General features: G+C 60.0%; 22 protein-coding genes. 17 read left to right on the top strand and 5 right to left on the bottom strand.

Annotated features, from left to right (window positions below; translation table 11 throughout):
- Positions 1-65: 65 nt before the first annotated feature.
- The 12 genes from AC5STI_RS18940 to AC5STI_RS18885 all read left to right on the top strand — a co-directional run bounded on the left by AC5STI_RS18940 (position 66) and on the right by AC5STI_RS18885 (position 11,543).
- Positions 66-1,097, top strand: a complete 1,032-nt coding sequence (locus tag AC5STI_RS18940; protein WP_495447834.1) for a carbohydrate ABC transporter permease — start codon at positions 66-68, stop codon at positions 1,095-1,097.
- Between the two features lie 10 nt (positions 1,098-1,107).
- Positions 1,108-2,028 (top strand): carbohydrate ABC transporter permease, encoded by a 921-nt coding sequence (locus AC5STI_RS18935; protein WP_495447833.1) that lies wholly within the window; start codon positions 1,108-1,110, stop codon positions 2,026-2,028.
- A gap of 135 nt (positions 2,029-2,163) precedes the next feature.
- Positions 2,164-2,694: an ester cyclase gene (locus AC5STI_RS18930; protein WP_222481283.1), complete on the top strand. Its 531-nt coding sequence runs from the start codon at positions 2,164-2,166 to the stop codon at positions 2,692-2,694.
- 10 nt (positions 2,695-2,704) lie between these two features.
- Positions 2,705-4,018, top strand: a complete 1,314-nt coding sequence (gene hisD / locus AC5STI_RS18925) for a histidinol dehydrogenase (RefSeq protein ID WP_495447832.1) — start codon at positions 2,705-2,707, stop codon at positions 4,016-4,018.
- Positions 4,015-5,070 carry an ester cyclase gene (locus AC5STI_RS18920; protein WP_495447831.1) on the top strand — a complete coding sequence of 352 codons (1,056 nt, stop codon included), beginning with the start codon at positions 4,015-4,017 and terminating at the stop codon, positions 5,068-5,070. The genes hisD and AC5STI_RS18920 overlap by 4 nt, the downstream gene beginning before the upstream one ends.
- A 1-nt stretch (position 5,071) precedes the next feature.
- Positions 5,072-5,839 (top strand): SDR family NAD(P)-dependent oxidoreductase, encoded by a 768-nt coding sequence (locus AC5STI_RS18915; protein WP_495447830.1) that lies wholly within the window; start codon positions 5,072-5,074, stop codon positions 5,837-5,839.
- Positions 5,839-6,858: a LacI family DNA-binding transcriptional regulator gene (locus tag AC5STI_RS18910; RefSeq protein WP_495447829.1), complete on the top strand. Its 1,020-nt coding sequence runs from the start codon at positions 5,839-5,841 to the stop codon at positions 6,856-6,858. The genes AC5STI_RS18915 and AC5STI_RS18910 overlap by 1 nt, the downstream gene beginning before the upstream one ends.
- The gene (locus tag AC5STI_RS18905) at positions 6,855-7,829 is read left to right on the top strand and encodes a nuclear transport factor 2 family protein (RefSeq protein WP_495447828.1); all 975 of its coding nucleotides are present in this window, start codon (positions 6,855-6,857) and stop codon (positions 7,827-7,829) included. The genes AC5STI_RS18910 and AC5STI_RS18905 overlap by 4 nt, the downstream gene beginning before the upstream one ends.
- A 156-nt stretch (positions 7,830-7,985) precedes the next feature.
- Entirely contained in the window at positions 7,986-8,945 is a 960-nt protein-coding gene (locus AC5STI_RS18900; RefSeq protein WP_495447827.1) for a cupin domain-containing protein, read from the top strand.
- A 95-nt stretch (positions 8,946-9,040) separates the two neighbouring features.
- Positions 9,041-10,159: a cobalamin-independent methionine synthase II family protein gene (locus AC5STI_RS18895; RefSeq protein ID WP_495447826.1), complete on the top strand. Its 1,119-nt coding sequence runs from the start codon at positions 9,041-9,043 to the stop codon at positions 10,157-10,159.
- Entirely contained in the window at positions 10,156-10,851 is a 696-nt protein-coding gene (locus tag AC5STI_RS18890) for an alpha/beta fold hydrolase (protein ID WP_495447825.1), read from the top strand. The genes AC5STI_RS18895 and AC5STI_RS18890 overlap by 4 nt, the downstream gene beginning before the upstream one ends.
- Entirely contained in the window at positions 10,848-11,543 is a 696-nt protein-coding gene (locus AC5STI_RS18885; RefSeq protein WP_495447824.1) for an RraA family protein, read from the top strand. Before AC5STI_RS18890 ends, AC5STI_RS18885 begins: the two co-directional genes overlap by 4 nt.
- Positions 11,544-11,786: 243 nt before the next feature.
- Here AC5STI_RS18885 and AC5STI_RS18880 read toward each other — a convergent pair whose 3' ends face one another.
- The 4 genes from AC5STI_RS18880 to AC5STI_RS18865 all read right to left on the bottom strand — a co-directional run bounded on the left by AC5STI_RS18880 (position 11,787) and on the right by AC5STI_RS18865 (position 17,841).
- Positions 11,787-12,734: a GlxA family transcriptional regulator gene (locus AC5STI_RS18880; RefSeq protein WP_222481266.1), complete on the bottom strand. Its 948-nt coding sequence runs from the start codon at positions 12,732-12,734 to the stop codon at positions 11,787-11,789.
- A 66-nt stretch (positions 12,735-12,800) separates the two neighbouring features.
- Positions 12,801-15,251: a GcvT family protein gene (locus AC5STI_RS18875; RefSeq protein ID WP_495447823.1), complete on the bottom strand. Its 2,451-nt coding sequence runs from the start codon at positions 15,249-15,251 to the stop codon at positions 12,801-12,803.
- 172 nt (positions 15,252-15,423) lie between these two features.
- Positions 15,424-16,983 (bottom strand): trimethylamine methyltransferase family protein, encoded by a 1,560-nt coding sequence (locus tag AC5STI_RS18870; RefSeq protein ID WP_495447822.1) that lies wholly within the window; start codon positions 16,981-16,983, stop codon positions 15,424-15,426.
- A 264-nt stretch (positions 16,984-17,247) separates the two neighbouring features.
- Complete coding sequence (locus AC5STI_RS18865) at positions 17,248-17,841, bottom strand: helix-turn-helix domain-containing protein (RefSeq protein ID WP_264210807.1); 594 nt, start codon at positions 17,839-17,841, stop codon at positions 17,248-17,250.
- Positions 17,842-17,926: 85 nt separating this feature from the next.
- On the opposite strand from AC5STI_RS18865, the gene thrC reads away from it, so the two are divergent.
- Together thrC and AC5STI_RS18855 are read left to right on the top strand one after the other, a co-directional pair.
- Positions 17,927-19,324 (top strand): threonine synthase, encoded by a 1,398-nt coding sequence (thrC, locus tag AC5STI_RS18860; RefSeq protein ID WP_495447821.1) that lies wholly within the window; start codon positions 17,927-17,929, stop codon positions 19,322-19,324.
- The gene (locus AC5STI_RS18855; RefSeq protein ID WP_495447820.1) at positions 19,321-20,109 is read left to right on the top strand and encodes a hypothetical protein; all 789 of its coding nucleotides are present in this window, start codon (positions 19,321-19,323) and stop codon (positions 20,107-20,109) included. Before thrC ends, AC5STI_RS18855 begins: the two co-directional genes overlap by 4 nt.
- Positions 20,110-20,241: 132 nt before the next feature.
- Here the strand turns inward: AC5STI_RS18855 and AC5STI_RS18850 are convergent, their stop codons facing one another.
- Positions 20,242-21,159: a LysR family transcriptional regulator gene (locus tag AC5STI_RS18850; protein WP_495447819.1), complete on the bottom strand. Its 918-nt coding sequence runs from the start codon at positions 21,157-21,159 to the stop codon at positions 20,242-20,244.
- A 125-nt stretch (positions 21,160-21,284) separates the two neighbouring features.
- Between AC5STI_RS18850 and AC5STI_RS18845 the strand changes: the two genes are divergently transcribed.
- The 3 genes from AC5STI_RS18845 to AC5STI_RS18835 are packed head-to-tail and all read left to right on the top strand — an operon-like array spanning position 21,285 to position 25,294.
- Positions 21,285-22,655, top strand: a complete 1,371-nt coding sequence (locus AC5STI_RS18845; protein WP_495447818.1) for a lyase family protein — start codon at positions 21,285-21,287, stop codon at positions 22,653-22,655.
- Positions 22,652-24,145, top strand: a complete 1,494-nt coding sequence (locus tag AC5STI_RS18840; RefSeq protein WP_495447817.1) for an aldehyde dehydrogenase family protein — start codon at positions 22,652-22,654, stop codon at positions 24,143-24,145. Before AC5STI_RS18845 ends, AC5STI_RS18840 begins: the two co-directional genes overlap by 4 nt.
- A gap of 51 nt (positions 24,146-24,196) precedes the next feature.
- Positions 24,197-25,294, top strand: coding sequence for an aldo/keto reductase (locus AC5STI_RS18835; protein WP_495447816.1), 1,098 nt, complete (start codon positions 24,197-24,199; stop codon positions 25,292-25,294).
- The last annotated feature ends 27 nt before the right edge of the window (positions 25,295-25,321 follow it).

The raw sequence follows: 25,321 nt of genomic DNA, 5'->3' as shown, positions 1-25,321 counted from the left end.
CCTCCCCGACTGGAGGGGGCTCCGGCCCCCTCTCTTTTCCCGGACTAAACACCGAGACCCACACCATGAAGCACCGCACCTTTTTCTGGTTCATCCTGCCGACGCTATCCGCAATGATCCTGTTCATCGCGCTGCCCATCGTCTCGGTTTTTATCCAGTCGCTGTTTGTCGAGCACGAGCAGGTTCTGGTGGTTTCCGAGAGTTGCGGCCCGTTCGGCTGCACGCCCACCACCACTGTTGATACCGCGGCCACAGCCGCACTGCAGGAAGAGCAGCCGCTGGGGCGGTACAACGGGCTCAACACCTACATCAACCGCTCGCACCTGGCCTTCGTCGAAGTCGGCGAAGCCTGGCGCAGCACGGAAACTTTCGGCGCGTTCTGGAAACAGATCATCAACCTGCCCTTCTACCGCGCGCTGATCTTCACGCTGACTTACACGGCGGTGGTCACTCCGGTCGTTATCGCGCTTGGCCTGGCAATTGCAGTGGGCGTCAACAACCTGCCCCGCATCCTCAAGGGCCCGTCGATCTTCATCTCGCTGCTGCCGTTCCTTGTCACACCGCTGGTTGGCTCCCTGATCCTGTTCTGGATGGTCGACAGCGACGGCGTCATCGGTGCCACCATCCAGCGGATTTTCAACGATCCCTCGCTGAGCCTGAAGGCCTCCACCGCGCTCACCTGGACTATGCTGATCGTTTACGGCGTCTGGCACACCCTGCCGTTCAGCTTCATCACCTTCTACGCGGGCCTCCAGACCGTGCCCGAGGACACCATGGAAGCGGCGATGATTGACGGCGCGTCGAAGTGGCAGCGCATGATCCATGTGATCGTGCCGCACCTGGCGCCGCTGATGTCCTTCGTGACGCTGATGCTTCTGATGGACAACTTCCGCGTCTTCGAGCCGATCGTCAGCTTCAAAGCCGAGGCCCACGCCACCTCGCTCAGCTGGATCATCTACAACGACCTGCGCGAAAGCGGCAATCCGCTCTACGGCTCGGCCGGGGCGACCTCGATGATGACCATCATCGGCGTGGTCATCCTGCTGACCCCGGTGCTGATCCGCACCTGGCGCGACTTCTCCCGCAAAGCACACTGAGGGCACGAACATGGCAACCAATGCACAATCCTCCATCGCAGTCCCGGCAGTGAACCCGAAATCCCGCTCCCGCGTCCCTCTGCTCACGGTGGTTTCGCTGACGCTCGTGGCGCTCTGGCTGATCATCGCTGCTTTCCCCTTCTTCTGGACCTTCTGGGGCAGCTTCAAGGTGCAGTCGGACTTCTTCTCCAAGACCGACTGGCAGAACGCCATCTACGGGGTCAACACGATCCAGCAGACCGGCAGCGCCTTCACGCTCGAAGGCTACCAGGGCGCCTGGGTGGACGAGGAATTCTGGCGCAACGTCATCAACTCCGGGATCGTGGTGTTCTTCACCGTGGTGATCTCACTCACCTTCGGCACTCTGGGCGGCTACGCCCTCGCCCGCTCCGGCCGCCGCTATGCCTTCTGGCTCCTGATGGCAGCGCTAGTGTTCCGCGCCATGCCGCATATCACCCTGGTTTCGGGCTACCTGCTGCCGTTCTTCGAGTGGAACATCTGGGGCATCCTGCCGACCACCATCATCGTGCTGGTGGCAATCAACCAGCCTTTCACCCTGTGGATGCTGCACTCCTTCTTCCTCAACATCCCCAAGGACATGGACGAAAGCGCCATGGTTGACGGCTGCACCCGCTTCCAGGCCTTCCGCCACGTGATCATCCCGGTGATGTGGCCCGGCGTCATCACCACCGGCCTGTTCAGCTTCCTGCTCGCCTACAACGACTTTGCGGTGACCGCGATGCTGCTCAGCTCCGAGAACGAGACCATCATCCCCGCGATCAATAGCTTCCTCGGCACCACGCAGGTCGAAGGCAAGGTGATGTACGCCGTCGCCGCCGTGGTCTCTGCCACCGCCCCGCTGTTCGTGCTGATCCTGTTCTTCCAGCGACAGATCGTCAGCGGACTGACCGCAGGCGCGGTGAAGGGCTGATGAGCAGCGCAGCAAGACATAATGCCGTTGCGCGCCACCCGGCGCTCAACCGGATGCCAAGGGATTTTCTGACAGGCGGCCGTCTCCTCCTCGTCTGATCACATCATCCCTTGGCAACAAATTAAGGAACAGAGCATGAAAGGCTCCCGCCCCGAACAAGCCGTGCTGACCAAAGACACGGACATGAGCAAGACTGAAGAAACCCGCCGCGTGATCGAAAACATGGTGGACGGGCTGAACGACCACCGGATCAGCGACATCGGCGAATTCTTCTCCGAAGGCTTCCGCTGGATGGGCAACCAGGGCTGCGGCACCAAGACCGGGCTGAAGGAATTCCAGGACAACTGGCAGCGCCCGTTCCAGGCTGCCTTCTCTGACAAGGTCTGCATCGACGAAGCCCGCCTCTATATGGGCGAATGGGCCGCCGCCTTCGGCCGCCAGGAGGCCACTCACTCCGGCACGTTCCTAGGCATCGAACCCACCGGCAAGCGAGTCGAGATCCGCTACATGGACTTCTGGAAAGTCGTCGACGGCAAGATCGTCGACAACTGGGTGAACGTCGATTTTGCCCATGTAGCCGCTCAGCTCGGCGTTGACCTGTTCAACGGCGAAGGCTGGGAAGCATTTGACCGCGGCGAGAAAGTGCCGCCGCGCCCCGAAAACTGAGGACCTGACCATGACCATCGAATACCTGAAACGCGGCAAGCCTGAAGCGGACCGTGCCGAGGACGACGCCAAGACCCGCGCCGTGGTCGAAGCGACGCTGAAGGATATCGAAACCCGCGGCGATGCCGCCGTGCGGGAGCTGTCCGAGAAATTCGACAACTACAGCCCCGAAAGCTTCCGCCTCAGCCAGTCGGAAATCGACGCGCTGATCGCCTCGCTGAGCGACCGCGAGCTGGAGGACATCAAATTCGCACAAAAGCAGGTGATGAATTTCGCCCAGGCGCAGCGCGATTCCATGCTGGACATCGAGGTGGAGACACTGCCCGGTGTCATCCTCGGCCATAAGAACATCCCCGTCCAATCGGTCGGCTGCTACGTGCCCGGCGGCAAGTTCCCCATGGTGGCTTCGGCGCATATGTCCGTCGCCACCGCCAAGGTCGCGGGCGTGCCGCGCATCATCGCCTGCACCCCGCCTTTCAACGGCAAGCCCAACGCCGCTGTGATTGCCGCGATGCACCTGGGCGGTGCCCATGAGATCTACGTGATGGGCGGCATCCAGGCGATTGGCGCAATGGCGATCGGCACCGAAACGATCGATCCCGTCCACATGCTCGTCGGCCCCGGCAACGCCTTCGTGGCGGAGGCCAAACGCCAGCTGTTCGGCCGCGTCGGCATCGACCTCTTTGCAGGCCCGACCGAGACCATGGTGATCGCGGACGAGACCGCCGCAGACGCCGAGCTCTGCGCTACCGACCTCTTGGGCCAGGCCGAGCACGGTTACAACTCCCCCTGCGTGCTGCTGACCAACTCGCGCAAGCTGGCCGAGGAGACGCTGAGCGAGATCGACCGGCTGCTGGACATCCTGCCGACCGCCGGCACCGCCAAGGTGTCGTGGGAGGAATACGGCGAGGTGATCGTCTGCGACACCTATGAGGAGATGCTCCAGGTCGCCGATGACATTGCCTCCGAGCATGTGCAGGTTATGACGGACCGCGACGACTGGTTCCTGGAAAACATGACCTGCTACGGCGCGCTGTTCCTCGGCCCGCGTACCAATGTCTCCAACGGCGACAAGGTCATCGGCACCAACCACACCCTGCCGACCAAGAAGGCGGGGCGCTACACAGGCGGTCTCTGGGTGGGCAAGTTCCTGAAAACCCACAGCTATCAGAAGGTCACCACCGACGAGGCCGCCACCATGATCGGCGAATACGGCTCGCGCCTGTGCATGCTCGAAGGCTTCGTCGGCCACGCCGAGCAGTGCAACATCCGCGTCCGCCGCTACGGCGGCAAGAATGTGCCTTACGGGACCGCCGCAGAATGACCACCGATATTCACACCCGGAACAAGGCGCTGATCGCCCCGATGCGGGACGCGATGCGCGACTTCACCGAAAAAGGCGTGCGCGCCGCGCTGGAGGAACTGATCGCGCCGGACGCGGTGGTGCATATGTGCCACCCGTTCGGCGACCTGACCGGCTCCGCAGAACTCTATGAAACCTGCTACGCCCCGTTGTTGCACGCAATGCCGGACCTGGAGCGCCGGGACTGGATCGTCATGGGTGGCCGTACCGAGCACGGCGGCGACTGGATCGGCTGCGGCGGCCACTACTACGGCACCTTCGTGAAGCCCTGGCTCGACATTCCGCCAACCGGCCATCTGACCCACATGCGCTACCACGAGTTCTACCGCTTCGAGGAAGGCCGCGTGGTGGAAATCCAGACCATCTGGGACATCCCCGAGGTGATGATGCAGGCAAAGGCCTGGCCGATGGCGCCGTCGCTGGGCCTTGAATTCTGCATCCCTGGCCCGGCAACGCATGACGGCATCGTCCCCGGCCCCTGGGACGAGGAGAAGTCGCAGGCCTCCTGCAGCCACATCGTCGACATGCTGACCCACTTGAAGAAGCACCCGAGCCAGGGCGGCCCGGAAGTGATGGAGATGCCGAAATTCTGGCATGAGCGGATGAACTGGTACGGCCCTGCCGGCATCGGCACCGGCCGCGGCATCGCAGGCTTCCGCAACTGGCACCAGATCCCGTTCCTGAACGGCATGCCCGACCGCGGCCAGTATCTGGACGAGATCACCTATCACTTCTTCGGCGACGGTGAATACGCCGCGGTGACTGGCTGGCCGAACATGATCCAGACCATCACCCATGACGGCTGGATGGGCATCGCCCCCTCGGGCCAGCGCGTCACCATGCGAAGCCTCGATTTCTGGAGGCTGGAGAACGGCAAGATCCGGGAAAACTGGGTTACGGTGGACATTCTGGACGCCTACCGGCAGTTGGGCGTAGATGTCTTTGCCCGCCTGCGCGAGTTCAACAAGGCCCGCGTGGCTGGCGAAATCCCCTTCCCTGTCAGCGAGGTTTGACATGCCCACCTTCCCCAGCACCCCCAGTTTCAGCCTAGAGGGCAAGCGCGCCCTGATTGCCGGCGCGTCTTCCGGCATCGGCACGGCCTGTGCCGTGGCCCTGGCGGAACTGGGTGCTGAGGTCACTCTTGCAGCGCGCCGCACTGACGCGCTGCAGGACATCGCAGCGGAAATGACCGCCCGCGGCTGGAAAGCCAGGGTGCTGAAACTGGATGTCGCCGATGTTGCGGCAACGGCGGAGGCGGTGGCTGCAGGCGGCCCCTTCGACATCCTGGTCAACTCGGCAGGCCTTGCCCGCCACGGCAAGGCCACCGACACCTCGCCAGAGGATTTCGACGCGGTAATGCAAGTCAACGTCCGCGGCGCCTACTTTCTGACCCAAGCGGTGGCCAAGGGATTGCTGGCAGCCGGCCGCCCCGGCTCTCTCATCAACATCTCCAGCCAGATGGGCCACGTCGGCGGCCGCGAGCGTGCAGTCTACTGTGCCTCCAAATTCGCGGTCGAAGGCTTCACCAAGGCGATGGCGCTGGAGTTCGGCCCGGACAAGATCCGCGTCAACACGATCTGTCCGACTTTTATCCTCACCGATCTGACCCGGACGACCTTTGACGACCCGGAAAAACGGGCCTGGGTACTGGATAAAATCAAGCTCGGCCGCCCGGGAGAGATCGAAGACATCATGGGGGCCGCTGTCTACCTGGCCTCAGACGCCTCTGCCCTGGTGACCGGAACCGCGATGATGGTTGATGGAGGTTGGACGGCAGACTGATGGGAGCAAGCAAGGTCACCTCAATGGACGTCGCCCGCCTGGCGGGTGTCAGCCAATCTGCGGTCAGCCGGGTGTTCACCCCTGGCGCGTCCGCCTCTAAGAAAACGATCGAGAAAGTCCGCAAAGCGGCCGAGGAGCTCGGCTACCGGCCGAACGTGCTCGCCCGCGCAATGGTGTCCGGAAAAAGCGGCATCATCGGGCTGGTCGTTGCCTATCTGAACAACCAGTATTACCCCGAGGCACTCGAAAAACTGACCAACGCGCTGCAAGACCGCGGCTACCACGTTCTGGTCTTCCTGGCGTCGCACGCTGCGGGCAACATCGACCGCGTGGTCGAGGAGATCCTGGATTTCCAGGTCGACGGCATCATCGCGGCCTCGGTTGCGCTCTCCTCCGACCTCTCCGCTCGCTGCCAGACAGCCGGCGTGCCGATGGTGCTGTTCAACCGCGCGCAGGACGACCCGTCGATGTCGGCCGTGACCTCCGACAATATCGCCGGCGGGCGCAAGGCGGCGGAGTTCCTGCTGGCAGGCGGCCACGAGAAAATCGGCTATATCGCCGGCTGGGAGGGCGCCTCGACCCAGCGCGACCGGGAGGCCGGCTTTACCGCCGAACTGGCCGCCGCCGGCAAGACGCTGCATGCCCGCGAGGTCGGCAATTTCGTCACCGAAGAAGCCCAGGCCGCCACCCGCCGCATGTTTGCAAACGACCCGCCGGATGCGGTCTTTGTGGCCAATGACCACATGGCCATCGCCGTGATGGACACCCTGCGCTTCGAGCTCGGCCTCAGTGTGCCGGACGACGTTTCCGTCATTGGCTACGACGATGTCACCGTTGCCTCCTGGCCCACTTACAACCTCACAACCGTGCGGCAGCCTGCCAACCGTATGGTGGCGGAAACCGTCGATATTCTCCTCGCCAAGATCGAAGGCCCCGACGCCGGGCCGCGCCGGGTCGAGATCGACGGCCCTCTTATCGTTCGCGGCTCGGCCCGCATACCTGAAGGATGGAAGACATGAAGGGATTTGACCCTAAATTCAAGGATTTCCCCGATTATATCATTGGCATTACCAAGGAAATCTGGGAAGACCGCGGCATCGCCACGCTGCATGATTACTACGCGCCCGATATCGTCGTGCGTTCGCCGGCTTCGGTTGTTGTCGGCAATCAGGGCGTGATCGCCGCCACCATGGCAACCCTAGCCGAATTCCCCGACCGCACCCTTCTGGGCGAGGATGTAATCTGGTCCGGCACGCCGGAAAATGGCATGCTGTCCTCGCACCGGCTGCTCTCAACCGCGACGCACCTGGGCGACGGGGTCTACGGCAAGGCAACCGGCAAGAAGCTCACCTACCGCATCCTGGCCGACTGTCACGCGATCAACAACCAGATCAATGATGAATGGCTGATCCGCGACCAAGGTGCCATCGTGCGCCAGATGGGCTGGGACCCCAAGGAATACGCCCGCGATCTGATCGCGCGCGAGGGCGGCCCCGAGGCTTGCGTGCAGCCCTATACCCCCGCCAACGAGCAACCCGGCCCTTACAAAGGCAACGGCAACGACAATGAATGGGGCCAGAAATACGCCGATATCCTGAAGCGGATCATGAATGCCGACATGCGCGCGATTGAATCCGAATACGACCGCGCAGTGCAGTCGGAATATCCCGGTGGCATCACCGGCCACAGCTGGGGTTCGGTGGACCGCTTCTGGATGGGGCTGCGCGCCTCCTTCCCGAACGCCGAGTTCAAGATCCACCACCAGATCGGTCGCGACGATCCAATGATGCCGCCCCGCGCTGCGTTGCGCTGGACGCTGCATGGCAAGCACGACGGCTGGGGCGTCTTCGGCAAACCGACCGGCGCCGAGGTCTTCGTGCTGGGCGCCAGCCACGCCGAATTCGGCCCCTGGGGACTGCGCCGCGAATACGCGCTGTTTGACGAAACCTCGGTCTGGAAACAGATCCTGCTGCAGACCGGCGATCTCTGAATGCGGCCCGGTGCCTCTCCTCTGAACGCCAGTCAGGCGGCCCGGCGGTATCACGCCCACCGCGCCAGCCTGCGCGCACGGCGGCTGAACAACCACCCGCCCGGTTGCGGGCGCTGACTCAGCCGTTTCAAACCAGATTTCAAGAGGATACGAGATATGAGCACCATCCAAGAACGCATCGTCCGCTACGGCGAATTGAAACCCTGCAAGACGGCCTTCATCGACGCCCACACCCCGGGCTCCGACCAGAAGGAAAACTTCACCATCATCGGCGGCGGCGTCAGTGAAAGCCCGGACCAGCATGTCCACATCACCGACAAGATCGGCTTCAACATCGGCGCCGCGGGCCAGCCGCCGAAATGCCGCAACTCGCTGCACAGCCACACCACCGCCGAAGTGTTCTTTGTCGCCAAGGGCCGCTGGCGCTTCTTCTGGGGCCGCTACGGAACTGCGGGTGAGTTCATCGCCGAGGAAGGCGATATCTTCAACATCCCCACCGGCATCTTCCGCGGCTTTGAAAACGTCGGCCAGGACTATGGCATGATCATGTCGATCCTCGGCGGCGACGATGCTGGCGGCGGCGTCACCTGGGCGCCGCAGGTGATCGAGGACGCCAAAGCCCACGGGCTGATGCTGGGCGACAACGGCGTGCTGTATGACAGCAAGAAGGGTCAGGACCTGCCCCACAACGTGCGCCCCATGCCGCTGCTGACTGAGGAACAGCTGAAGGCCTACCCCGAGGTCCCGGTCGAGGACGTCGTCGGCAAATACGTGGCCCGCTACTGGGACCTGATGGCGCTGGCGGCGGACAAACCTGCCAAGGTCATCGGCGAAGATGCCCTGATCAAGGACAAGCCCGGTTTCGAGGTCGATTTCCTGGCCCGCGGCTCTGCCGTGGCGGATCAGGTCAAGGCGGAAAAGCCGGTGGTGCTGATGCCCGCCAGCGGCCATTGGCGCATCACCATCAACGAGGTCGAGACCACCTTGTCAAACGGCGACACCGCGCTGGTGCTGCCCGGCGAAAGCTACAGCGCCGAACCGTCGATGACCGGGAACGCGGGCCTCTACCGCATCACTGCCACCGACGATCCTGCCGGCGCCACCTGGCAGGGCTGATGATCGAAATTCCCCCTGTGCGGCGCCGTCCGCTGCACAGGGGGTGTACAGGGGGTGTACGCATGGCACCCCCCTGAAATCAGGGAGATTGGTTGATGGTCAAGATAACCCATGTCGGCTCGCTGCCCCGGACCCGGGAAGTCGTGGATTTCATCTTCGCCCGCGAGCGGAAGGAGCCTTTTGACCAAGCGGAATTCGACGCCTGCATGTCGGCTGCCGTTTCTGAAACTGTCCGCAAACAGGTTGCCGCGGGGGTAGATATCGTCAGCGACGGCGAGACCTCCAAGATCTCCTATGCCACCTACGTCAAAGACCGCTACACCGGCTTTTCCGGCGACAGCCCGCGCAATGCGCCTGCCGATCTGAAGATGTTTCCGGGCTTCCTGCAACGGCTGGCAGACGACGGCGGCACGCCGCAATATGCCCGCCCCATGTGTACCGGCGAGGTGCGCTCCAAGTGCCAGGCTGAGCTGGAAAAGGACATCGCCAGCCTCAAGACTGCCATGGCAAAGCACGGCATGGAATACGGTTTCATGAACGCGGCGTCGCCCGGGGTCATCTCGCTGTTTTTGCAGAACGATTTCTATCCCACACGCGAGGCGTACCTGGCCGCGCTGGCCGATGCGATGAAGGCTGAATATGAGACCATCGTGGCCGCCGGGCTGGATCTGCAGCTCGACTGCCCCGACCTGGCGCTGTCGCGGCATATGCTGTTCAATGACTTGTCCGACGCGGAGTTCATCAAGATCGCAGACATGCATGTGGAGGCGTTGAACCACGCGCTGCAAAACGTGCCGCAGGAGCGCGTCCGGGTGCATATCTGCTGGGGCAACTACGAAGGCCCGCATTGCTGTGACATTCCGATGGACACAGTGTTCACCACTCTGATGAACACCAAATCGCGCTATGTTCTGTTTGAAACCTCCAATCCGCGCCACGCCCATGAATGGACCGTGTTCCACGACCGCAAGGCAGAGATCCCGGAGGACAAGGTGCTGGTGCCCGGCGTGGTAGATACTACCACCAATTTTGTAGAACACCCGGAACTGGTCGCGCAGCGCATTGAAAGATTTACGGAAGTCGTCGGCTCTGACCGGGTGATCGCGGGCTCGGACTGCGGCTTTGGTACCTTTGCAGGCTTTGGCGCAGTGGACCCGGACATCGCCTATGCCAAGCTCGCCGCGCTGTCGGAGGGGGCACGGCGCGTCAAATGACACCGCTTGTCCTGATCCCCGGCATGATGTGCGATGCGCGGCTTTTCAACCCGCAGATTGCGGCGCTGTCCGGCAGCGTTCCGATCGTGACCGCGCCAATCGGCGGTCATGGCACAATGGCGGCGCTGGCGGCGGAGCTGCTCTCTTACGCGCCGCCGCGCTTTGCACTGGCGGGCCTGTCGATGGGCGGCATCCTGGCGATGGAAATCCTCCGCCAGGCGCCAGAGCGGATCGCAGGCTTGGCGCTGATGGACACCAACCCGCTGGCCGAAAGGGATGAGGTCAAGGCCCGCCGCGCGCCGCAGATCGAAGCCGTCCGCCAAGGCGGGCTGCGCCGGGTGATGGCCGAGGAGATGAAGCCGAACTACTTGACGGAAGGGCCCAACCGGGCCGCGATCCTTGATCTGTGCATGGACATGGCCTTGGATCTGGGTCCGGACGTTTTCATCAATCAGTCCACAGCCTTACGCGACCGCATCGACCAGTGCGAAACGCTGCGCGCCTTCACCGGCCCGGCGCTGGTGCTGTGCGGTCGCGACGACATCCCCTGCCCCGTCACCCGGCATGAGTTGATGCACGAATTGATGCCGCAAAGCCGGCTGGAAATCATCGGAAACGCCGGCCATCTGCCGGTTCTGGAACAACCTGAACAAACCACGGCGGCACTGAACCGCTGGCTGGAGACGATATGAAACCATCGCTGCTAAACCTGCTGAATAAGGTCGACACGCCCACCGTCTGCAACGCCATCGAAGTGGCTGAGGGAAAGCGCGGTTTCAACGCCTTCACCCGCGGCACCATGCTGTGTTCGGACCCGGATGCCGGCGCCATGGTGGGCTATGCCCGCACCGCCAAGATTGCCGCGGTGAACCCGCCGGAAGAACCGCCCGAAGTGATCCGCAAGCGCCGCATGGACTACTACCGGCACATGGCTCTCGGCACCGGGCCTTCGATCACCGTGGTCGAGGATCTGGACTTCCCCCATTGCATCGGCGCCTACTGGGGCGAGATCAACACCACCGTGCATAAAGGCTTCGGCATCAGCGGCGCGCTGACCAACGGTGTGATGCGGGATCTGGGCGATCTGCCCGAGGGCTTCTCGGTTGTTGCTGGCTCCATTGGCCCCAGCCACGGGTTCGTACACGTCAAGGAACTCGGAACACCCGTCAACATCTTCGGCCTGGAAATCAATGACGGCGATCTGGTGCATGCGGACCGTCACGGCGCACTGGTGATCCCCCCAGAGGTGTTGGATGATCTCGAACAGGCCATCCTCAAACTGCTCGAAACAGAGAAACTGATCCTGGAGCCTGCGCGCAAGCCCGGGTTCGACTTCGACGCATTCGAGGAAGCATGGCAAGCGTTTGAAGCGGCCAGGACTTAGGTTAGGCCCCATTAATCCTACACCATTGCTTTCGCCGCTTTCGACTTGGCTGCGTAACAACTACTGGCCGTAGAACAAGCAGTCCGCGGAGGCCGTTTCTGACCTTGGAGTTGTTGAGCAGGCAGCGAGGTCTATGGCTGGGCTCATTGGCGTAAGGCACCTTCTGCGTTTAATCGCGATGGTACCACACAGCTGCGCTGTGACCAGCTTGGCCTGATTTGGTCCCATTGCCGCAGTCTGAATTTAGTGTGCGAGCACGGCCTTTTCGAAACGGGGAGTGATGCCAAATTGCCTCTTGTAGTGTTTCGAGAAGTGGCTGACCGATGAGAAACCGCAGGCAGTCGCGACATCAATCACGCGCATCTGCGTTTGCTGCAAAAGCGCGCGCGCTCGCTCGAGCCTGAGAACCGTCATATAGCTCTTTGGACTGTTTCCCAAATGCTGGCTGAAGAGCCTTTCGAGCTGCCGCGTCGAAATACCAACCTGTTCAGCGATGATTGACGGCGAAACAGGATCCTCCAAGCATTCCTGCATATAGCCTATTGCCTTTGACAGTTTTTCATTCCTGAATTCGACGCGCCGGAGACTGGCCACAACCTGGCGACTGCTCCCATCCCGAACAGATGCGCTGAGGAGTTGATCAGCGACTTGAGTGGAGGCTTCCGGGCCGGCCTTCTGACAGATCAGCGCGGAAAAGAGATCCAGAGTGGCAACGCCGCCACCACATGAGACGACGTTGGCAGTTTCTTCAAAAATCGTGCAGACAGGATCCAGCTCAAGAAAGCTCTCTTGAAAAATGGGTTTCATTCTCCAGTGCGAGCTGATGCGCCCCTCTTTTGCGATGCCAATTCGAGCGAGAAACAGTGCTCCGCCTCCCAGTCCGCAAAGTTGCGCCCCAATTCTTGCTGCTTGCCGCAACCAAGCCGCGGTTCTGCCAGACTTGGGGTAATTTTGGGAATTGAAGGCGCAACAAATAACGATGCAATCTTCGCGGCGCACATCAGGCAAAGCACTGTCAACTGCTGCATTCAGTCCCGAAGAAGAAATGACACTGTCACCCGTTTCGCTGACAATTTTCCACTGAAAAAGCGTCTTTCCAGATGTTTCGTTTGCGGCGGCCAAAGAGTCGATTCCGGATCCCAAGTCCAAAGCTGAGAACCCGGGCATCAGCAAGAAAACGAAACGGTTCAATTCAACCGGCTCACATCGGTCCGAGCCTATTTTTTTCTCTGGCCGCCCCATAGTCCTATTCCCGAATTAGGAACGCATATTTGCGCCGTTGGCGTCGTAGGCCGGCCCTGCCAAGACCAGCGCATCGTAAAAGTTGCCAAGGATCTCCACCTGAAGCTTCGTTCCGGGAGCCGCGAACTCGGCCGCAACGTAGCCCATGGCCATCGACTTTCCGACATGATGTGCATAGCCGCCCGAACTGACGTAACCGACCGGCTCACCGTCTTTGAGGATCGCCTCATCATGGGCCACGTCGATCCCCTCAACGTCGATCGTCATCGTCACCAGTTTCTGGGAAACGCCGCCTTCGCGGGCCTTCAGCGTTGCCTCCTTGCCGACAAACTCCTTTTTCCAGTTGATGAAGACATCCATCCCGGATTCGACCGCGTCAAAGTCGGGACGGTATTCCATCGTCCAGACACCCCAGCCCTTTTCGAGCCGCATCGATAGCAGTGCGCGTGCGCCGTACCAGCGATAGCCCAGATCCGCGCCGGCCTCTTCGATGGCGTCTGCCAGGCGCATCAGATATTGCGGCTTGCAGTAGATCTCATAGCCCAGTTCACCGGAGAAACTGATCCGGTTGATAATCACCGGCACGCCGCCGACAAAAGTCTGGCGCAGGTCGCGGAACTTGAAGGCTTCGGCTGAAACATCGTCGCGTGTGATCCGGGCAAGCAGTTCCCGCGATTTCGGGCCTGACAGGGCGATGCCGTGCCAGTCGTCTGAAACATTGGCATAGGAAATGCCTGCGGGCAGGTCTTTTTCGAACCAGCGGCGGTGCGCCTCCTGCATCGCGCCAGAACCGAACAGCATAAAGTGATCCTCGGCCAGACAAGCCACGGTCAGGTCTCCGTAAAGCTTGCCCTTGGGTGTTAGCATCGGTGTCAGCGCCAGGCGTCCGGGTTTGGGGACAAAACCGGCCAGGATATGGTTCAGGTATTCGCGAACGCCCTCGCCCTTGAACTCATGCTTGGCAAAGTTGGCAATCTCGATGCCGCCGACAGCTTCGCGCACGGCCTTGATTTCCCGCGCGACATAGTCGTGCGACCGGTTGCGCTCGAAGGATGGAACCTCATGCGCATCCTCGGGACCGTCGGCAAACCACAGCACATGTTCCAAGCCGAACCCCTGGTCCATCACCGCCCCCTTGGCGATCATGCGGTCATAGAGCGCGGTTGTCTTTTGCTTGCGGCCCTTGGGCAGGGTTTCGTTCGGGAAGGTCATCACGAAGCGGCGTTCGTAGTTCTCCGACGACTTGATGGTGCCCCAGTCAGGTGTCGCGAACTCGCCAAACCGTGCTACGTCCATCGCCCAGACATCGATGGAGGGTTCGCCGTCGATCATCCACTCCGCCAAGGTCAGGCCCACGCCGCCGCCCTGGCAGAAGCCCGCCATGACACCAACAGCCACCCAGTAGTTCTTCATGCCCGGAACAGGACCGATCAGCGGGTTGCCGTCTGGACCAAACGTGAACGGGCCGTTGATCACATCCTTGATGCCGGCATTGGCCATCGCCGGGAGACGTTCGAATGCGGTTTCCAGGCGGTCTGCCACCCGGTCCAGATCCGGCGGCAGCAGTTCATGGCCGAAGTCCCAGGGCGTCCCGCCGACTTTCCACGGGGTCGCCTGGGCCTCGTAGGTGCCCAGCAGCATGCCCTGCCCTTCCTGGCGGCAATAGACGTTGGCCTCGAAGTCGATCCCGTGCGGCAGTTGCTGACCGAAGTTCACAACTTCATCCATGCGCTCAGTGATCAGGTAATGGTGCTCCATCGGCTGAACCGGCAATTGAATGCCCGCCATATGACCCACCTCACGCGCCCACAGACCGCCGCAGTTCACAACATGCTCTGCGTTGATCGTGCCCTTGGGGGTGACGATGTCCCAGCTGCCGTCCGGGCGCTGCGTCATACCGGTTGCGCCGCAGTGGGTGAAATACTGTGCGCCATGCGCCTTGGCCGCCTTGGCAAAAGCATATGTCGTGCCGGACGGGTCCAGATGGCCGTCCTGCGCATCCCACAGAACCGCGTGATAGTGGTCCGGATCGATCAGCGGGTGACGCTCGGCCAGTTCCTTGGGCGAGATGAATTCCTGATCCAGGCCCATGTAACGCGCCTTCGAACGCTCGCCCTTTAGGTAGTCATACCATTCCTTGGTGGAAGCAGCGTAGAAACCACCGGTCTGATGCAAGCCGACGGATTGGCCAGACAGTTCCTCGATTTCCTTATAAAGGTTGATCGTATATGACTGCAGGCGCGAGATGTTAGGGTCAGAGCTGATGGTATGGATGCCCCCGGCCGCGTGCCAGGAGGAACCGGATGTCAGCTCGTCACGCTCAAGCAGCACCGCATCTTTCCAGCCAAATTTTGCAAGGTGGAACAGGATTGAGCAGCCAACAACGCCGCCGCCAATAACAACGACTTTGGCGTGGGACGGAAGTTTCTTGCCGCCTGTGGTCTCTTCGGTCTGAATAGTAGGCATGTTTCGTTCATCCTCAGGGATTCAGCTCTCATAGCGCCAGGGAATAGGGTGCGCGCACCCCGTTTGGATTCCAGGCCATCTCTGAATGAAAGCGGGGTTTCTGATTGTTAATGAATTGCGGGTCGGCAGCGCGATCACGTCCTTTGCGACCCGCGAACGGATCCCGTAAGCGTTAGAAGTCCGTCGCTGCGCCACCCTCGGCCTTGCGCTTGGCGACAAAAGCGTCCAACTCGTCTCGGATCGCCGGATCCAGGACCGGAGCCTCGTATGAGGCAAGCCGCTTCTTCCACTCCGCGTTTGCACGCTCGATCGCAATCGGCGATCCAGCCTCTTGCCAGGCTTCAAAGTTACGCCAATCGCTCAGGATTGGTGAATAGAAGGCATCGCGGTAACGCGCCTGGGTGTGTTCAGTGCCAAAGAAGTGGCCCGCCGGCCCGACCTCATTAATGGCTTCCAGCGCCAGATCGTCAATGCTGGTCGAAACCGGTTGCAGGAATTCTGAAATCATCTGCAGCAGGTCGATATCGAGGATCACCTTTTCATACGAGCAGCACAGGCCCCCTTCGAGCCAGCCGGCCCCATGCATGAGCATGTTTGCGCCGCCATTGATGGCGCCCCAAAGCGAGAAAACCGCCTCATATGCAGCCTGCGAGTCGACCGTATTGGCCGCGCATACATTCGATGAGCGATAAGGAATGCCATAGCGCCGCGCCAGCTGGCCGCCGATATGCTGCGCCTTCATGTATTCCGGCGTGCCAAACGCCGGTGAGCCGGTCTTCATGTCCACATTGGACGTGAAACCGCCATACATCACCGGCGCGCCCGGGCGCACCATCTGGGTAAAGGTCACCCCCGCCAATGCCTCGGCATTCTGCAATGTCACGGCCCCGGCAATCGTAACCGGCGCCATTGCCCCGGCCAGCGTGAAGGGTGTGATCACGACAGGCTGGCCCATCTCGGACAAAGCCATCACCCCCTGCATCATCGGAATATCGAGCTGCAGAGGAGAGTTCGTGTTGATGATCGAGAACATACACGCCTGATCACGCATCTGCTCGTGTGTCAGACCATGGGCAATCCGTGTCATCTCGATCGCATCGGACACACGCTCCTCGCCTAGCGAGTAGATACAATACGCCTTGTCGGTCAGCGTGATGTAATCCTGGATGCAATCAAGATGGCGGACAGAGGCGTGAATATCGACAGGTTCGACAGGATACCCGCCGGTCACGTTCAGCACATTGTGCATCTGGGCCAATCGCAGGAAATTGCGATAGTCTTCCTGATTGCCAGCACGCCGTCCCCGGTCCGTATCAGAGCAATTCGGCGCACTTGCCATCATGTTGAAAACAATATTGTTCCCACCCATAACAACGTTGTGCTGGGGGTTGCGCGCGTGCAGCGTGAACTCCGACGGAGCACTTGCAACGGCTTGGTTAATCAGATCCGGATCGAAGCGCACGCGCACTTCGCCATCCCTGACATCTGCACCCGCCTTTTTCATCACGGCGCGCGCGTCATCGTGCAAAACGTCCAAGCCGGTTTCTGAAAGCAGTTTCAGGGATGCCTGGTGAATATGTTCGACCTGATCATCCGAAATGAGCTCAACGGCCGGATAAGGACGCTTAAGCTGGGTGAAGGGCCGCTGCACGATTGCTGGGGCCGGCGCCCCGCCATCACGGCGGCGTCCGCGGCGTCCGCGCGCTCCTTGGGACAGTTGATCAGTAGACATCCAATAGCACCTTCATGGCCGGAATTGAGCTTGAGAACGAGAGGCTTGGGTTCAAGCCCTCAAGTCCGTTTCTGCGGGTGGAAGCTGGATGAAGAGCCAAGCCGCAGGCCGCCGCTCAAACTTGCGGAGGCTGGCGGGCTTGCCGGCCCGCCAGAGCCCGGAGGCACCAGACGAAGGTTCTTTTTATGTTTTCCAATATACCGCATTGTATCCGATATATAGGAATATTGCAAAGATTCGGTCAAGCCCTTCTGCGCCCCCCCCTCAAACTGACGCGGTCGGCTCCTGATACTGAGTCGGCTGGGCCACGAGAAGGATCGCCTCCGTTTCCCCGTCCGCCTCGTTGCTAATGCGATGGTTGCAGTCACTGCGGTATCGCAGTGTGTCGCCGGCCTCCGCCCGGACGGTCCGATCGCCAACCGTTACCGACAGTGACCCAGACAAGCAGGTCAGGTGTTCAAAGGTGCCAGGGGCATGAGGCTTTGAATCCAGCTCTGCTCCAGGCTTCATGAGCAGCCTGTGCCATTCAACAGGAAGAACCGTTCGCCGCGGACTGAGCATATATAACTCACATTTCCCATCCGCGCTGCGCCGCATTGGCGTGGAATAGTGATGAAGATGCTCAATCGGCTCCTCTTTACCAGGCCCGCTTTCCAGCAAGCTGAGATCAATCCCAAGCGCTTGAGAAAGTGCCCAGACAATGGAGAAGGTCGGGTTTGTAGCGCCCCGCTCAATTGCGGACAGCATCGACCGGGACACCCCTGTACGCTCAGAGAGCCGCTCCAAAGTCAGGCCAAGCGACTTTCTGGCCTCCTTCATTATTTTTCCGATATCTGGAGTGGCTGCGTGTGTGTTCATTCTCAATATCCAATATATTAGATTTTTCTTTACTGGCTGCTGAAGCCTTGCTAAGTCCACAATATTGGAAATCCAGGGGAATGCTATGCTCTACTCCAGCACTCGCGGGAACGCACCTGCTCGATCCCTCCGGGAATTGCTAAGCCGTGGCACTGCTGAGGATGGCGGTCTTTACGTGCCCGAGACCTGGCCCGAACTCACACCCGGCGAACTGACTACGCTGGGCGGGCAGCCCTACGACCAGATTGCATCGGATGTTCTGGCGCTGTTTGGCGGAGCCGAGTGGCAGCAGGGCGATTTCACCGCAGGCATAGGACATGCACTGGCCGGTTTTGAAGGCAGTGATGGCCCGCCCCTGACCCGCCTGAATGACCAACTGTGGAGCATGGAGCTATTTCATGGCCCCACACTGGCTTTCAAGGATTACGCCCTCGCTCCTCTGGCGGAAGCGATCGACCGGGAACTCGCACTCACCGGCAAACGGGCTACAGTACTCTGCGCAACCTCAGGAGATACTGGCGCGGCTACGGCTAACGCCTTTGCGGGGCGTTCGCGCGCCAATGCAGTAATTCTGTTTCCGGAGGGCCGCGTATCTGACGTGCAGCGCAAGCAGATGACCTGCCTGGGAGCGGAAAATGTCCAGGCCATCAGCGTCCGGGGAGACTTCGATGACTGTCAAAGCATAGTCAAGAGCCTGTATCAAAGCGAAGCCGCTGAAAAATATAGCTACACGGCTGTGAATTCGATCAACCTGGCCCGGATCCTCCTTCAGACGTCCTATTACATTTACGCTTCGGTGAAGATCCACAACGATTGCGGCCAGCCTGTGAATTTCGCTGTGCCGAGCGGAAATTTTGGCAATATCTTTGCGGGCTATATCGCGAAGCAAATGGGTGCTCCCATCGGGAAGCTGATCGTCACCTCAAACGAGAATGACGTCCTTCCCCGGCTGTTCGACACTGGACGGATGTCGAAAGCCGAGACCATTCCAACAATCTCACCTAGCATGGACATTCAGGTTTCAAGCAACTTTGAACGCATGCTGTGGCTATTGAAAGGGCGCGACGGGAACGCAACGCGCGACATGCAAAAACAGCTGGCCGAACAGTCTTACTACGAACTCACGCAAGCCGAGCGTTCCGTACTGACCGAGAACTTCGGAGCGATGAAATGCGGCAAAGGCGACGCCTTGGACACCATGCGCCAGCTCCACAAGCAGTTCGGCAAGATCATTTGCCCGCATTCAGCAACCGGATATTTCGCGGCAGATCAGCTGAAGGCAACGCTTGACGGTCCCATTGTTGTCGCTGAAACAGCCCATCCGGCAAAATTCCCGACGGCTGTCGAAGAAGCGCTCGGCACACTTCCGGATACGCCTGCGCGGCTGATGGACCTGTTTGCCCGTGAAGAGGAGTTCGCAACGGTCGATCCGACGGTTGAAGCGGTGCAAAGCGTGATCGACGGAAAATTCGGAACGCCATGAAACTGACGTGCTTGCCCCCGGAGGTTCAATCTCTTCTGAATGAACCGCGTGACATCCTCTTGATCGGGATGTCGGGAATCGGAAAAACGCTCCTTTCGAGCTATTTGAACCAATCCGGGGCGTGGCACTATGTGTCGATAGACGCCCAAATCCAAGAGCGGTATTTGCGCGAGCAGATTCTTGATGCCTTCAATGCCGAGGTCAGCAAGGGTGCAATGCTGTCCAAGCTGCAAGAACTGGGCATTCTCAGCCTGGACAATGAATTGTGCAAGGACACGCTTGCGCCTTTGACGTCCTATTTGGGGATGCCCGGCAACCCGGACAAAGGCGGGATCGAATTCAACGAATATGTGAAACGGCAAAACTTGCATCGGCTGGCTGAACGCACGGCGGTCGAGGACCTTCTTCGGCTAGGTGCCGATCAGCCAATTCTGGCTGATTCCAGCGGATCGTTCTGCGAATTGTTCACTGCCGGTGACCCCACATTTGCTGCTTTGAAAGACAGGTTCCTTGTCGTGTCGCTGAGGGAGAACGACGAACTCGTCAACAATCTGATAGCGAGATATGTTGAGAATCCGAAACCGATTTACTATCCGCCTGACCTGCTTTCTGAATACTGGGGTGAGTTTTCGGCTGCGGTTGGAAACCAGGACAGGAATGTCGATCCGAGGAAGTTTGCGCTCTGGTCGTATAAGAAGTTGGTTTCTGTCAGGCGGGACAAGTTTGCGGACCTGGCTAAGCACAGTGACATATCTATTCCCGCCGCAAATTTGCGATATGCCTAAGGGCTGCAGCCCTGACGAGCCGTGCTCTCCCCTTTTCCGGATGCCTTTACCTGCGCACCTCCAGCGGCATCTATCCGCCGCTGGCCTTGTTCCTGCAAAAGCACACGACTTAATGCGAGGTAACTGCAGTTTCTAGAACGCGCCCGCCGTTAGGCCTGCCACGCCTCTGAGCCACCGAAAGAACTGCACCGAGCGGGTTTTGGCTTGTTGCTCTTCTGAAATCTCAAGCCAGTATCCGTTTGGCCCAACCACAGTTGTTGGAGAAATCTGGACAAGGCTGCCTGCGTTGAGTTCATATTCAATCATATTGCGGTCGACCACGGCGACGCCGACCGAATTTTTGGCTGCCTGAATGGCAAGCTCAAGCGTTGCAAATTCCATGGATGTCCCGCTGGGAATATCCGGGTTGTCCGGCTCAAGTGCCAGCCAGTCCTCCCACAAAGGAAAGCGCACACCTTTGTCAAAGACATGCAAAAGGCAGCTGGCGCGCATGGCCTTACGGTCCTCAAAAAGTGCCGGCGAACAGACGGCAATGTGCTGTTCCACCAGCAGCTGCACATGTTCGGATCCTGCGGTGGGATGTGCGCCAAATTGAACGACGCAATCCATGCGGATATCAGGCCATGGCTCGGTGTGGACGGCCAATTCAACACCCGGAAACCGTTGTGGATAGGATGGCAGGCGCCGTGTCAGCCAACGGGACGCCAAGGTGGGTGGCGCCAGCAGGTTGATTTTATGCCGTTGAAGGGATCCGGTGGCTTCGCCCACAGCGTTTTCCAGAAGGCCAAATGTCTCGAAAATCCGCTGATGGAAGACCCGGCCCTCTTCCGTCAACGAAATGCTGTTGCCGACCCTATCAAACAGCTTGAGATCCAATGCGTCCTCCAGCGCTTTTATCTGCCTGCTAACAGCGCTCTGGGTGACGCCAAGATGCTTGGCCGCGCCGGTAACGCTCAGACAGTTGCCAACAACCGAAAAGGCCCGGAGCGAGGTGAGACTTGGGGAATTATTCATTGGTGCGATGCGCAAGCCACTGTGGAATAGTGCCATGCAACTTAGTCAGTTCTCGCGCCAACGTCATTACAAAAAGGAATGCTTATTCCTTTTTGTAATTTGCCTGAATCCCTGAATTTCACCAAAGACACGCCACGACAGCTCGACACGAGGGAGGCGTGGTGTCCGTGGATCACTTCAGGACGGAGCATGATACCCTTGGCTCGGTATCTGTGCCTGCGAATGCCCGCTATGGCGCTCAAACACAGCGCTCCGCAGAACTTTTCCCCTTATTTGGCGCGCAAAAGTTATCTGCTTATCCACAGTTGATCGAGGCGATGCTGCATGTCAAACGCGCGGCTGCGCAGACCAACGTGTCCATCGGAGCCATGCCGGAGGACGTGGGAGAAGCGATCAGCGCGGCCATAGACCATTTGTTGACACAGCCTCTGGGGGCAGATTTCCCCATACATTCATTTCATGGGGGTGGCGGGATCGGCATCAACATGAACGTCAACGAAGTGCTGGCCAATCTCGCCAACCATCAGCGATTTGGCACGTCTTTTGGCAGCAACGCACCGCTGCATCCGAATGATCACCTTAACCTCAATCATTCCACCAGCGACTGCCTGTCCACCGCCTGCCACATCGCGGCCCGTGCCGCCTGGGCGGAGCTGGAAACCGAGCTAGTGGGACTGGTGGATGACCTCGAACAGTGCGCTAAACAGATGGGGGACCAGCCCAAACTGGCGCGCACCTGCCTGCAGGATGCGGTGGATATTCGCGCCGGGGACTATTTCGGCGGGGTTGCGCATAATCTGCGCAAGCTGACGGCGCGCGCCGGCGCAGACGCCAGCGATCTGGCAGCCGTGAACCTGGGCGGCAATATCATCGGGCGGTCTGATGATTGTGACCCGGATTTCTTCAATGAGGTCATCCATCAGTTGAACACGGTTCTGGAACAGGCAGGCCTGGCCCAGGATCTACGCCGCACCGACAATCTGTATGCCGCGTCGCAAGCTCATGATCCGCTGCAAAACCTGGCGTCGTCGCTGGAACAGATCGCCCGGACACTTATCCGGTTTGGCGGGGATCTGCGGCTGATGGCGTCAGGGCCGAATGCAGGCTTTGGCGAAATCCGTCTGCCGGTAAAGCAGCCCGGCTCATCGGCCATTCCGGGCAAGATCAATCCGACGATCCCCGAATTCACTATGCAATGCGCCATGATGGCCTGTGGCCGCGCGGCGACGGTGCGCATGACCCAGGATCACGGGGAACTGGATTACAACCCGTGGCAGATGCTGGTCGTGATCGCCCTGCTTGACATGATTGCCCTGTTGCAGAGCGGGGTGTCCTCGCTGCGCCGCAACTGTGTGCAGGGGCTGGAATTGAACTCCCAGCGCAACACCGAAAATGCGCAAGGGCTGGGCCCGAGCCTCATGCAGGTCAAACGCAAATATGGCTACAGCCGTGCCTCGGCCGTAGCGAAACAGGCCGCGGGCGATGTGTCCATCGTTCGCGCAGCTCTTTCCGGAATAGAGGAAGTACAATGACACTCGATGCAGATCTGAGCTGGGCCAGAACCTGGCTGAAGGCAGAAAAGAAGCAGTATATCAAAGGCCAGTGGGTGGCCGGTGCAGGTCAGGCTTGGGATGTGAAGAACCCTGCCACAGGCGAAACCCTCAGCACCATCGCGCTGGCCGATGCGGGTCAGGCGGATGCCGCCGCAGCTGCCGCCCACCGCTGCCATCAAAGCGATGTCTGGAGCCGCAAGACCACCCGCAAACAACGCGCCGATGTGCTCAATGCCATCGCCCGGCTGATCCGCGAGAACACGCAAAAGCTGGCTATTCTGGAAAGCCTGCCGAACGGCAAGCTGCTGTCCGAGGCCATGGTGGACGACATCCCGACCTGCGCCGAGATCTTCGAATACTACGCCGGCTGGACCGACAAGTTCTACGGTGAGGTCTCGCCGGTTGAAGACGGGTTTCTGAACTTCACCAACAAGGAACCCGTGGGCGTCTGCGCCCTGATCGCACCGTGGAACTTTCCGCTCTATCAGGCCAGCCTGAAAATCGCGCCTGCGCTGGCCATGGGCAACACGGTGGTGATGAAACCCTCCGAATACACGCCGCTGGCCACGCAATTCCTGTTCGAACTGATCGACCGAGAGCTTGACCTGCCCGCCGGGCTCTTGAACCTGCTGGTTTGTGACGGGCCGGTGGCCAACCACCTGACGGTCAGCCGCGACGTCCACAAGGTGTCCTTTACCGGCAGCACCAATGTGGGCCGTCAGATTGTGCAGAACTCGGGTCAATCTAACCTTAAGGCAGTGACCCTGGAACTGGGCGGCAAATCGCCTTGCATCATCTTCGACGACACGCCGGATCTGGACGCAGCGATCGACCGCGCCTTTACCGTCATGTTCTCGCACAAGGGCGAGAAATGCTCCGAGCCGACCCGCTTCCTGATCCAGAAAGGCAGCTATGACTATGTCATGAGCCGCCTGATCGAGAAGGCCGAGGCGGTGCGCTGCGGCGATCCGCTGTCCGCAGATGCGCAACAGGGCCCGCAATGCAACGCGGCGCAGTTCAAGCGCATCATGGATTACATCGAAATCGGCAAAGGTGAAGCCGAACTGGTCGCTGGCGGCCATGCGGATCAGCGAGGTGACAACGCCAACGGCCTGTTCATCCGCCCGACAATTTTTGCGAATGTACCGGGTTCCGCACGCATTGCCCAAGAGGAAATCTTTGGGCCGGTTCTGTCCTGTACGCCATTTGATACCGCAGAGGACGCTCTGACCCTGGCCAATGACACCACCTATGGCCTGGCCGCCGGGGTCTATACCGGCAACATCAATGTGGCGCACCGAATGGCGGATCGCCTGGATGCGGGCATGATCTTTGTGAACCGCTATGGCTGTTACGGCCTGTCCAGCCCGTTCGGCGGATTCAAGGAAAGCGGCTGGGGCAAGGAAATGGCCATCCATTCGCTGAGTTCCTACACCAAAACCAAAGGAGTCTGGATCGCTTACGGGTGATCCTCCTCCGACCTCTCCACCATCAATTCATTCACTAGGAAAGACTGTAGAATGAAATACACACGCCTTGGCAATTCGGGCCTGCGCGTCTCTCGGCTGTGCCTTGGAACAATGAACATGGGTTCCAAGGATTGGAAGCCGTGGATCTTTGACGAAGCCGAAAGCGAGCCGCTGATCGGCCACGCACTGGACAACGGGATCAACTTTATCGATCTGGCGGACTTTTACTCGGCGGGCGAAGGCGAAGCCGTGGTGGGCAATATCCTGCGCCGCCTGGCGCGCCGGGATGAGCTGATCCTGACAACCAAACTGGGCTACCAGATCGGTCAGGACGTGAACTCTTATGGGACGTCGCGCAAGCATATCCTCGATGCCATCAATGGCTCGCTGCAGCGCTTGAAGATGGATTACATCGATATCTACATGCTGCACTACTTCGATACCGAAACCCCGGTCGAAGAAACTATGGAAGCGCTGAACGACGTCGTGCGCAGCGGCAAGGCGCGGTATATCGGCGTGTCGACCATGTACACATGGCAATTCGCCAAGATCCTGAATGTCTGCGAAAAAAATGGCTGGACCAAGCCGGTCAACATGCAGCTTCAGCTGAATTGCGCCTACCGTGAAGAAGAGCGCGAAATGATCCCCTACTGCATGGATCAGGGGATTGGTGTGTCGTCCTTCAGCCCGCTGGCGCGGGGCACCCTGGCCAATGATCCCAACTCGACCCGCAACAAGACCGACTTCTTTACCGCGCAGATGTACAATGACCAGGCGTCCTATGACATCGCCTGTTCCGTGCAGCGTGTGGCCGAGGCCAAAGGCATCACTTCCTCGCAGGTGGCGCAGGCCTGGGTTCTGCGCAAGTCAGAGATTTCGTCGATGCTCGTCGGTGCGGACAGTGTTGCCCAACTCGACACCGCCTTTGCGGCGCTTGAGACAGAACTCGATGCAGAGGATTTGCACGAGATCGAACGTAACTACACGCCCTGTGACCTGATCAACGACTACACAGCGGAAAAGCGCACCCCGCGCACCCCGCGTGCAGCCATCGGCAAATATGCCGGCCAGACACCGGAAAACCACGACCTGAGCATCCCGTGTACGGCCATCGGCCAATACGCGGATCAGGCGGCAAACGTGGCTTGATCCACTGCCCGCGTGCCTCAAGCACGC

Source organism: Leisingera sp. CC-HEC096 (assembly GCF_059429235.1).
This window is presented reverse-complemented; position numbering and strand designations above follow the sequence as displayed.